Below are 10404 nucleotides of genomic sequence, written 5' to 3'. Positions count from 1 at the left end.
TCGGCAGCGTCTGAGTTGTATAAGCGCCAGACGCCTCATGGGCTGCCCGCCCGTTCGGGTGGGGTACGGCGCGGGGGCGCCTCCTGCCGCAGGGGGCGCCCCGGCGACGTACATTCGATACACCCACATGCCCGCGCGGCTTTCCTGTCGTAGCGTCCGGATATGACCAATCCGTCCCCGCCGCGCAAGGCGCCGGAGCCGCCCTGGCGGACCGAGGGCACGCCCGACGAGCCGCCCAAACCGCCGCCCGGTGGCCGGCGGATGCGCGGCGGCTGGTGGAACCTGGTCCTGGCCGCGCTGATCGTCTACCTCATCGCCAACCTCGTGCTCTCCTTCTTCAACGAGGGCGACGAGCCGACCATCTCCTACACGGAGTTCAGCGAACAGGTCGACGAGGGCAACGTCAGCAAGATCTACGCCAAGGGCGACGCGATCCAGGGGCAGCTGAAGAAGGCCCGGGACAATCCCGAGGGCGACGGGACGTACACCAAGTTCACCACCGAGCGGCCGACCTTCGCGGACGACCAGCTCTGGGCCGAGCTGACGAAGAACAAGGTCACGGTCACCGCCGAGCCCGTCGTGCAGCACCGCAGCTTCCTGGCCAACCTGCTGATCGCGCTGGCCCCGATGCTGATCCTGGTGGTGTTGTGGATCTTCATCGCGCGGCGCATGCGGGGTGCCCTGGGCGGCGGGGCGGGCGGGATGCTGGGCCGCAAGGCGCCGCCGAAGCCGGTCGAGCTGGAGGCCGGGAAGCCGCGCACCACCTTCGCCGACGTCGCGGGGATCGACGAGGTGGAGGGCGAGCTGAGTGATGTCGTCGACTTCCTGAAGAACCCGGACGCCTATCGCCGCATGGGCGCCAAGATGCCCCGGGGCGTGCTGCTGACCGGCCCGCCCGGTACCGGAAAGACGCTCCTCGCGCGCGCGGTGGCCGGAGAGGCGGGCGTGCCGTTCTTCTCCGCGTCGGCGTCCGAGTTCATCGAGATGATCGTGGGCGTGGGTGCCTCGCGGGTGCGGGAGCTGTTCGCGGAGGCCCGCAAGGTGGCGCCGTCGATCATCTTCATCGACGAGATCGACACCATCGGCCGGGCCCGCGGCGGCGGCTCCGGCATGGGCGGGCACGACGAGCGCGAGCAGACCCTGAACCAGATCCTCACCGAGATGGACGGCTTCTCCGGCTCGGAGGGCGTGATCGTCATCGCCGCCACCAACCGCGCCGACATCCTGGACGCGGCCCTGACCCGCCCCGGCCGCTTCGACCGGGTGGTCAGCGTCTCGCCGCCGGACCGCGGTGGCCGCAAGGCGATCCTGGAGATCCACACCCGCGAGATCCCGCTCGCCCCGGACGTCGACCTCGCCCAGGTGGCCCGTACGACGCCGGGCATGACCGGTGCCGAACTCGCCAACCTCGCCAACGAGGCGGCGCTGCTCGCGGTGAAGCGGAAGCAGGAGCGGGTGACGCAGGCGAACCTCTCCGAGGCGCTGGAGAAGGTCCAGCTCGGGGCGGAGCGTCCGCTGGTGATGCCCGAGGAGGAGCGCCGGCGCACCGCGTACCACGAGAGCGGTCACGCGCTGCTGGGCATGCTGCAGCCGGGCGCCGATCCCGTCCGCAAGATCACCATCGTGCCGCGCGGCCGGGCGCTCGGGGTGACGCTGTCGACGCCGGACGCGGACAAGTACGCGTACACGGAGGAGTACCTGCGCGGGCGGATCATCGGGGCGCTCGGCGGCATGGCGGCCGAGCACGTCGTGTACGGGGTGATCACGACCGGTTCGGAGAGCGACCTAGAACAGGTCACCAACATCGCCCGCGGGATGGTCGCGCGGTGGGGCATGAGCGAGCGGGTCGGCCGGCTCTCCGCCCTGCCCGGCGACGCCCAGCAGGCGTACGGCCTCGCCGCCGCACCCCAGACGCTCGACGCGATCGACGGTGAGATGCGGCGGGTCGTGGACTCCTGCTACGAGGAGGCCGTGCGCAAGTTGCGCGACCACCGGGGACAGCTGGACGCGCTCGCCGGGTCGCTGCTGGCGAGCGAGACGCTGGACGAGGCGGAGGCGTACCGCATCGCCGGGATCACCCGGCTGACGAAGGACGACCCGGAGGCCTGAGCACCCTTCGCCGGCCGTCTACTTCTGCGGGAACCTCCAGACGTGGGGCTCGCCGTCCTCCTCCGACCAGTGGACCTCGACGCTCGTGGCGCCCGCGGGGATCACGTAGGTCTCGCAGAAGACATGGCTCTCGCCCTGCTTCCAGCCCTCGACGTCGTACGGCCCGCCCTTGTGCGTGTACTTGATGTGCGCGGTGGCCGGCACCAATGCCCATGGCGTCCACGGCGTCCGCCACCGCCTTCGCGGCCTCCGCCTCGGTGCCCACCTCGACCTTCCCGCTCGCGCTCTCGCCCTGCGCCATGTCGCCGCCCGAGGCGGGCTGGGAGGGCGGCGGCGAGGCCTGGGTGGCCGCCCCGCCCTCGACGGCTCCGGCGCGGCGAGAGAAGTCAGTCCGAATCGGTCGTCAGGGGACCCGAGCGATCAGGTATCGGAAGACGTTCGGCATCCATACGGTCCCGTCCGGCCGCTGGTGCGGATGCAACGCCTCCGTCAGTTCCTTGTCGACCTGCGCCCGGTCGGTCGCCGCGACCGCCGCGTCGAACAGCCCGGTCGACAGCAGCCCGCGCACCGCGCTGCCCGGGTCGGCGTAGCCGAACGGGCACGCCACCCGCCCCGAGCCGTCCGGCCTGAGCCCGGCCCGCTGGGCCACCTCCTCCAGGTCGTCGCGCAGGGCGGGGCGCCAGCCGCCCGTGCCGCGCGTCGGGTCGGTGAGCTTGGCCGCCACCCGCAGCACCGACGTCGTGGCGCACCGCTCGGGCGGGCCCCAGCCGGCCAGCACCACGGCCGCCCCGCGCGCCGCGAGCGGTGTCGCCCGGGCGAGCAGATCACCGAGCGCCTCCCAGTCGCCGGCGCGGCACCCGCTGGGTTCGAAGGCGGTCACCAGCGTGAACGCGGGCGCCGTGGGGTCCGCGGCGTCCCCGGGCGCGCCCTGGACGATCCGTGGTGCCTCGCCACGCGTGCGCGTGCTCACCGTGCTGTCCGCCCCGGGGTCCTCGGACGTCCCGGACGGCAGGCGCCGACGGGCCAGGTCCAGGAGTTCCGGGGAGCGGGAGTCGACCCCGGTCACCGCCGCACCGCGCGAGGCGGCCATCAGCAGCGCGAGTCCTGAACCGCAGCCCAGGCCCAGCATCCGGGTGTGGCCGCCCACGTCCAGTCGCTCGTAGACGGCCTCGTAGAGCGGTACGAGCATCCGCTCCTGTATCTCGGACCAGTCACGCGCGCGTGCACGCGGGTCCACGTGAGGCGTCGCCTCCGCGTGGGACGAGTGCTGCCGCACGAGCGTAGGTGTCATAGGAAAGTGCCCCAATCGCCGAGTGTTGCCGCCGTGCCCGATTCCGTGGCCCCCGTGCAGTGCGCTCGCACTCCCCCCGTATGCCAGGTAACTCCGGGCTCGCCGTGGCGTCCAGTGGTGGCGGGGCCCGGTTTGCCCGATCCCCGGCGCCGTGGCGAGATTTCACTTCCCGGCAACACGGGCCTGGCCCCGTGGTACCCGGGGTATCCCCGTCCCGCGCCCCGGCCCGGATGGCCGGATCGTGTCGCCGGTCGATGACCGTGGGTGGCCGCCGCACCGACGGCACGGTTCCGGCCAAGGTCGGCCGGGCCGACGGTCACCGCGCGGGGCCCGGATGCGCCGGGAGGCGGGGCGGTGCCGCACGCCCGTGTCGCACCCGGTAACGTCACGTCCGTCGGCGCGTCCACCGGGACGGCATCCCTCCGGGGCGACAGCGGCCGAAACGCCCCTTGCGCAGGCGCGGGCCCCTCGCACTCCGGCGCGTGGACGGCGGTTACGCGCCGGTGCGTACGTCGGACTACGCACCAGCTTGGTATGAGCTGTGAGACTTCTCCGCAGATCAGCGCACCCGCCCTCGTCGGGACGCATCAGCGGCAACTGACTGGTACGTGCAAATTATTTGGGATGCCCCGGAATAGGAACACAGCGGCACCCCGGCTCGTTGTCATTACGTGAGCACGACACCACCTGTTCTCGCCGCAGAGCTGGCGCAGGCGTGGGCCGACATTCAGCGGCACCACACCGAGCTGCCCGATCTTGCCGCGCCCGAGTCCCTGATCGGAGAGTCGTCGTCCGCCTGCGGGCACGAGCTCTCCTTCGAGCGACTGCTTCACGAGGCAGTCCACGGCATCGCCGCCGCGCGCGGAGTACGCGACACCTCCCGCGCGGGGCGCTACCACAACCGTCGATTCCTCGCGATCGCCGAGGAGCTGGGCCTGGACCACCCCGAGGAGCCGCATCCCAGCAGCGGCTTCTCGCTGGTCACGCTCACCCCCGAGGCGAAGCGCCGGTACCGCCCGACGATCGAACGCCTCCAGCGCGCGCTGAAGGCCCACACCGTCGCCACCGCGACCGACACGGCCCGCAGCTTCCGCGGTCCGGCCGCCCGGCACGGCTCCTCCGGGGGAGGGGTGCGCGTGAAGGCGGTCTGCGACTGCGGGCGCAACGTCCGCGTCGTCCCGTCCGTGCTGGCCCAGGCGCCGATCATGTGCGGCGGCTGCGGCAAGCCGTTCCGGATCCCGGAGGTGGTCGGCGCGGGAATGAGCTGACGGTCCGGCTGCTCGTGGCAGCCGGACCGGGCCGGGTGCCGTCGTCCGGAGGCGAGTGGCCCGCCCCCGGGCGGGCCCGGAGCCCGCCGTCCGACGGGCCTGCCCGCGTGTGGCACAATGGCTAGCTGTACTCGACAGTCGCACAGGACCCCTCTCTCCTCCGGCTGACGCGTCCATCGGGCACTCGGGTACCGCAACCCCACGCGGCTCTCTCGCCGTGCCCACCCACGTCAAAACCAGGAGAATCCACTCCCGTGGCAGTCAAGATCAAGCTGAAGCGTCTGGGCAAGATCCGTTCGCCTCACTACCGCATCGTCGTCGCCGACTCCCGTACCCGCCGTGACGGCCGGGCCATCGAGGAGATCGGCAAGTACCACCCGACGTACAACCCGTCGGTGATGGAGGTCGACGCCGAGCGTGTCGCGTACTGGCTCGGTGTCGGCGCCCAGCCGACCGAGCCCGTGCTCGCCATCCTGAAGAAGACCGGCGACTGGCAGAAGTTCAAGGGCGAGCCCGCCCCGGCTCCGCTGCTGCAGCCGGCCGAGAAGGCGGCCCGCCCGTCCTTCGAGGCGATCGGCGGCGAGGACGAGGGCAAGGGTGAGGCGATCACCCAGAAGAAGAAGGCCGACAAGAAGGACGAGGCCGCCGCCGAGTCCTCCGCGTCCGAGGCCTGAGCATGCTCGAGGAGGCTCTCGAGCACCTCGTGAAGGGCATCGTCGACAACCCCGACGATGTGCAGGTCGCCTCGCGCAACCTGCGCCGCGGGCGAGTGCTCGAGGTCCGGGTCCACCCCGACGACCTCGGCAAGGTGATCGGCCGCAACGGCCGCACCGCACGCGCGCTGCGCACCGTCGTGGGCGCCATCGGCGGCCGCGGTGTCCGTGTCGACCTCGTCGACGTGGACCACGTCCGCTGACGCCAATCGCAGCACCGGCTCGGGCCGGGGAAGGCCACTGGGCCGTCCCCGGCCCGCAGTCGTATGAGCCCGACCGGCTCCTCGCAGTACCGACAGGAGAGCAAGCACAGTGCAGCTGGTAGTCGCGCGCATCGGCCGCGCCCACGGAATCAAGGGCGAGGTGACCGTCGAGGTCCGCACGGACGAGCCGGAGCTGAGGCTCGGGCCCGGCGCCGTACTGGCCACCGACCCCGCCTCCACCGGGCCGCTCACCATCGAGTCCGGCCGGGTGCACAGCGGCCGGCTCCTGCTGCGCTTCGCCGGCGTCCACGACCGCACCGGCGCCGAGGCACTGCGCAACACCCTCCTGATCGCCGACGTCGACCCCGCCGAGCGGCCCGAGGACGAGGACGAGTACTACGACCACCAGCTGATCGACCTCGACGTGGTCACCGAGGACGGCACCGAGGTCGGCCGCATCACCGAGATCTCCCACCTGCCCACCCAGGACCTCTTCGTGGTGGAGCGCCCCGACGGCAGCGAGGTCTACGTGCCGTTCGTCTCCGAGATCGTCACCGGGATCGACCTGGACGGGCAGCGCGCGGTCATCGACCCGCCGCCCGGACTGATCGACGACCGCGCGGAGATCGCCTCCGCGCGGGACACCGCCGGGGACGAGGCGTAATGCGGCTCGACGTCGTCACGATCTTCCCCGAGTACCTGGAACCGCTGAACGTCTCCCTCGTCGGCAAGGCACGCGCGCGCGGACAGCTCGGCGTCCACGTGCACGACCTGCGCGAGTGGACGTACGACCGCCACAACACGGTCGACGACACCCCCTACGGCGGCGGCCCCGGCATGGTCATGAAGACCGAGCCGTGGGGCGACGCCCTGGACTCCGTCCTGGCCGACGGCTACGAGACGGGGTCCGGCGAGCCCGCCCTCATCGTGCCCACGCCCAGCGGCCGACCGTTCACCCAGGAACTCGCCGTCCACCTCTCCGAGCGGCCCTGGCTGATCTTCACCCCCGCCCGCTACGAGGGCATCGACCGCCGGGTCGTCGATGAGTACGCGACCCGGATGCCGGTGTACGAGGTGTCCATCGGCGACTACGTGCTGGCCGGCGGTGAGGCCGCCGTACTCGTCGTCACCGAGGCCGTGGCCCGGCTGCTGCCCGGGGTGCTGGGCAATGCCGAGTCCCACCGGGACGACTCCTTCGCCCCCGGCGCCATGGCCAACCTGTTGGAGGGCCCCGTCCACACCAAGCCGCCGCAGTGGCGCGGGCGCGGCATCCCGGACGTACTGCTCAGCGGCCACCACGGCAAGATCGCCCGCTGGCGCCGCGACGAGGCCCTGCGCCGCACCACGGCCAACCGGCCCGACCTGATCGAACGGTGCGATCCCGCCGCCTTCGACAAGAAGGACCGCGAGATGCTCTCCATCCTGGGCTGGCAGCCCGACCCGGACGGGGAACCGTACGGCCGATTTTGGCGCAGGACCCCGGGCATGGAAGAATAGGCGGCTGTTGTGCGTCCGTCCGGAGCGCGCCCCTGCCACAGGGGGAGACGACGCCCGTCCCGACCCGCACGACCCTGATTCCGAAACACCTAGTTTCCGCCGATGACCTGTGGCATCGGCGAGGAAAGCAGACGAAATGTCTCACCTGCTCGACTCCGTCGACGCCGCGTCGCTGCGCAGCGACGTCCCGGCCTTCCGCCCCGGCGACACCGTCAACGTCCACGTGCGCGTCATCGAGGGCAACCGCTCCCGTGTGCAGCAGTTCAAGGGCGTCGTCATCCGCCGTCAGGGCGCCGGCGTGCGCGAGACCTTCACGGTCCGCAAGGTCTCCTTCTCCGTCGGCGTCGAGCGCACCTTCCCGGTGCACACCCCGATCGTGGAGAAGATCGAGCTCGTCACCCGCGGTGACGTCCGCCGCGCCAAGCTGTACTACCTGCGCGAGCTGCGCGGCAAGGCCGCGAAGATCAAGGAGAAGCGCGACAGCTGAGCGCCCTGAGGGGTCCGCGCCGGGGCCGGATAGCATCTGGCCCCGATGGACACCGAAACACAGCACACGGAGCGCGACCGCTCCTCCCGCCCTTCCGACTCCGAGCAGCCCTCGGATCCGGAGGGCCCGGAGGAACGGTCGCGTTCCGCGTTCACGGGGCGGATCGGGGACTGGGTGCCGGGCGGCCGGATCACCGTGACCCTGCTGATCCTCCTGCTGTTCCTGCTGCTCGTCAGCACCTTCGTCCTGCAGCCGTTCCAGATTCCCAGCGGATCGATGGAGCGCGGATTGAGGATCGGTGACCGGGTTCTCGTAAACAAGTTGGCGTACCGTTTCGACGGTCGGCCGCGCAGGGGAGACATCGTCGTCTTCGACGGCACCGGGAGCTTCGGGCACGGCGACTACATCAAACGCGTTGTCGGTGTGGGCGGGGACCACGTGGTGTGCTGCGACGAGGAGGGGAGGATCCGGGTGAACGGCCAGTCGGTCGACGAGTCGGCCTTCCTGTACCCCGGAGACCGCCCGTCCACGGTGCCCTTCGACGTCGTCGTCCCCGACGGCACCCTCTTCGTCCTCGGCGACCACCGGGCCGACTCCAGCGACTCCCGCGACCACCTGGGCTCCCCGGGGGGCGGGATGGTCCCGCTGGACGACGTGATCGGCCGCGCCGACTGGATCGTCTGGCCCTTCGGCCATGCCACCCACCTCGACCGCCCCGACGCCTACGCGCGCGTGCCGGACGAGGACGCCGATGGGTAGCCGGGGCAAGCCGCGGGGAGCGCCCAGCAGCCCCGCGGAGAACCTGCTGCCCACCGGGTCCAGGCGCACCGCCGCGCCGTCCGGCGGCCGCTCGCGCGCCGAGCGCCGCAAACTCCAGCGCAAGGTCAAACGGCGGCGCAGACGCGGCGCCGTCAAGGAGATCCCGCTCCTAGTCGGCGTCGCGGTCCTCATAGCGCTGGTGCTCAAGACCTTCCTCGTCCAGGCCTTCGTGATCCCGTCGGGCTCCATGGAGCAGACCATCCGGATCGGCGACCGGGTCCTGGTGGACAAGCTGACCCCCTGGTTCGGCTCCGAGCCGCAGCGCGGGGACGTCGTGGTCTTCCGGGACCCCGGCGGCTGGCTCCAGGGCGAGCAGACCACCAAGAAGGACGATCCCGTCGTCGTCAAACAGGTCAAGGAAGGCCTCGCCTTCATCGGACTGCTGCCGTCCGACGACGAGAAGGACCTCATCAAGCGGGTCGTCGGCGTGGGCGGCGACCACGTCAAGTGCTGCGACAAACAGGGCCGCGTCACCGTCAACGGCGTTCCCCTGAACGAGGACTACCTGTACCCCGGGGACAGCCCGTCCCGGACGCCGTTCGACGTCACCGTCCCCGAGGGGCGGCTGTGGGTGATGGGCGACCACCGGTCCAACTCCGCCGACTCCCGGGCCCACCAGGAGACCGACTTCGGCACCGTGTCCCAGGACGAGGTGGTGGGGCGGGCCATGGTGATCGCGTGGCCGTTCGGTCACTGGACCACCCTGGACGAGCCGAAAACGTACGCGTCCGTGTCCGACGCGGCCCCCGGTTCGACCGCCGCTCCCGAGCTGTCGCATAGGGTTGCCCCCTACGATCCGAACGCGATGATGGAACTCCCGACCCCTGCGGAACTCCCGCTCGTTATGGGAGTGGTGGGCCTGCGCCGTATCCGGGGCAGGCGGCGGCAGAGAGTGAGGAGTTGGCGTGGGGGATGTGGCGGTTGGCGCACGGTCCGGTCACGACGGCGAGGAGAACCGCGGACGCCCCGAGGAGAGGTCCGGTCCGGCCGCGGTCGGCGCCCCCGACTCCGGATACGGCTCCGGAACCGAGGACGGCAGGGTGACGAACGGACAGCGCGGGCAGGACGGACACAACGGCGGGACGGAGGACGAGGGAGTCGGCGGGACGCCGCCCGAGACCCCTCCCGCGGCCAAGAAGCAGCGCTCCTTCTGGAAGGAACTGCCGATCCTGATCGGCATCGCGCTGGTGCTCGCCCTGCTGATCAAGACGTTCCTGGTGCAGGCGTTCTCGATCCCCTCCTCCTCGATGGAGAACACCCTTCAGATCGGTGACCGGGTCCTGGTCGACAAGCTGACCCCCTGGTTCGGCTCGGAGCCCGAGCGCGGCGAGGTCGTGGTCTTCCACGACCCGGCCGACTGGCTGGCGGGCGAGCCGACACCCGACCCGAACGCGCTGCAGACGGTCCTCAGCTGGATCGGCCTGATGCCGTCCGCGGAAGAGAAGGACCTGATCAAGCGGGTGATCGGAGTCGCCGGTGACACGGTCGAGTGCAACAAGACCGGCCCGCTCAAGGTCAACGGCAAGGCGCTGAACGAGCCCTACGTCTACCCCGGCAACACGCCGTGCTCGGACGACGACCAGGGCGGGCGGTTCAAGGTCACGGTGCCCGAGGGCAAAATCTGGGTCATGGGCGACCACCGGCAGAACTCCCGGGACTCCCGCTACAACCAGTCGGACAAGAACGGCGGCATGGTTCCGGTGGACGAGGTCGTCGGCCGCGCCATCGTGGTCGCCTGGCCGATGAACCGCTGGGGCACCCTGTCGGTCCCGGACACCTTCAGCCAGGACGGGCTGTCCCAGGCCCAGTCCCCGTCGCGGTCCTCGGCCGCCGCCGCGCTGTCGGTCGCGCCCCAGGGCCTGGCCGTCGCCGGTGCGGTCCCGTTCGTGTGGTGGCGCCGTCGTCGTACCGCCCCGGCCGAGACCCGCTGAGCCCTCGCGTGTCCCGCCGCGGTTCGACCAGCCCCCTTCCGGCCTCCGGGAGGGGGCTGCCCCGTTGGCGTACCGCCGGGTAAGGT

The 10404-nt window shown here is 71.4% G+C and carries 11 protein-coding genes and 1 pseudogene; 10 read left to right on the top strand and 2 right to left on the bottom strand.

From position 1 onward, the window contains the following. Nucleotides 1–162: 162 nt before the first annotated feature. Nucleotides 163–2109, top strand: a complete 1947-nt coding sequence (gene ftsH, locus ACFV9J_RS33950; protein ID WP_385360872.1) for an ATP-dependent zinc metalloprotease FtsH — start codon at nucleotides 163–165, stop codon at nucleotides 2107–2109. An 18-nt stretch (nucleotides 2110–2127) separates the two neighbouring features. Here the strand turns inward: ftsH and ACFV9J_RS33945 are convergent, their stop codons facing one another. Both ACFV9J_RS33945 and ACFV9J_RS33940 read right to left on the bottom strand, forming a co-directional pair. Further along, nucleotides 2128–2313, bottom strand: a complete 186-nt coding sequence (locus ACFV9J_RS33945) for a hypothetical protein (protein ID WP_385360869.1) — start codon at nucleotides 2311–2313, stop codon at nucleotides 2128–2130. Nucleotides 2314–2512: 199 nt separating this feature from the next. Continuing rightward, nucleotides 2513–3400 carry a class I SAM-dependent methyltransferase gene (locus ACFV9J_RS33940; RefSeq protein WP_385360866.1) on the bottom strand — a complete coding sequence of 296 codons (888 nt, stop codon included), beginning with the start codon at nucleotides 3398–3400 and terminating at the stop codon, nucleotides 2513–2515. A gap of 671 nt (nucleotides 3401–4071) precedes the next feature. Between ACFV9J_RS33940 and ACFV9J_RS33935 the strand changes: the two genes are divergently transcribed. From ACFV9J_RS33935 to lepB (ACFV9J_RS33895), 9 genes and pseudogenes are all read left to right on the top strand, one after another. Continuing rightward, on the top strand, nucleotides 4072–4668 hold the full coding sequence (locus tag ACFV9J_RS33935; protein ID WP_003973403.1) for a hypothetical protein: 597 nt from the start codon (nucleotides 4072–4074) through the stop codon (nucleotides 4666–4668). A gap of 254 nt (nucleotides 4669–4922) precedes the next feature. Then, on the top strand, nucleotides 4923–5342 hold the full coding sequence (gene rpsP, locus ACFV9J_RS33930) for a 30S ribosomal protein S16 (protein WP_007444852.1): 420 nt from the start codon (nucleotides 4923–4925) through the stop codon (nucleotides 5340–5342). Between the two features lie 2 nt (nucleotides 5343–5344). Beyond that, a complete protein-coding gene (locus tag ACFV9J_RS33925; protein ID WP_003973401.1) occupies nucleotides 5345–5584 on the top strand; it encodes an RNA-binding protein in 240 nt (79 codons plus the stop codon). 109 nt (nucleotides 5585–5693) lie between these two features. Next, the gene (gene rimM / locus ACFV9J_RS33920) at nucleotides 5694–6248 is read left to right on the top strand and encodes a ribosome maturation factor RimM (protein WP_385360861.1); all 555 of its coding nucleotides are present in this window, start codon (nucleotides 5694–5696) and stop codon (nucleotides 6246–6248) included. Then, complete coding sequence (trmD, locus tag ACFV9J_RS33915) at nucleotides 6248–7081, top strand: tRNA (guanosine(37)-N1)-methyltransferase TrmD (protein ID WP_356862636.1); 834 nt, start codon at nucleotides 6248–6250, stop codon at nucleotides 7079–7081. Before rimM ends, trmD begins: the two co-directional genes overlap by 1 nt. A gap of 136 nt (nucleotides 7082–7217) precedes the next feature. Further along, entirely contained in the window at nucleotides 7218–7568 is a 351-nt protein-coding gene (gene rplS / locus ACFV9J_RS33910) for a 50S ribosomal protein L19 (RefSeq protein WP_003973398.1), read from the top strand. Between the two features lie 45 nt (nucleotides 7569–7613). Then, on the top strand, nucleotides 7614–8327 hold the full coding sequence (gene lepB / locus ACFV9J_RS33905) for a signal peptidase I (protein WP_385360857.1): 714 nt from the start codon (nucleotides 7614–7616) through the stop codon (nucleotides 8325–8327). Continuing rightward, nucleotides 8320–9402: pseudogene (gene lepB / locus ACFV9J_RS33900) on the top strand (signal peptidase I); the annotation flags it as partial. The gene lepB (ACFV9J_RS33905) and the pseudogene lepB (ACFV9J_RS33900), both read left to right, overlap by 8 nt. Further along, nucleotides 9293–10318: a signal peptidase I gene (lepB, locus tag ACFV9J_RS33895; protein WP_385360855.1), complete on the top strand. Its 1026-nt coding sequence runs from the start codon at nucleotides 9293–9295 to the stop codon at nucleotides 10316–10318. The pseudogene lepB (ACFV9J_RS33900) and the gene lepB (ACFV9J_RS33895), both read left to right, overlap by 110 nt. The last annotated feature ends 86 nt before the right edge of the window (nucleotides 10319–10404 follow it).

Origin of the sequence: Streptomyces sp. NPDC059906 (assembly GCF_042730645.1) — a bacterium.
GTDB classification, from domain to species: Bacteria; Actinomycetota; Actinomycetes; order Streptomycetales; family Streptomycetaceae; genus Streptomyces; species Streptomyces rubrogriseus.
This window is presented reverse-complemented; position numbering and strand designations above follow the sequence as displayed.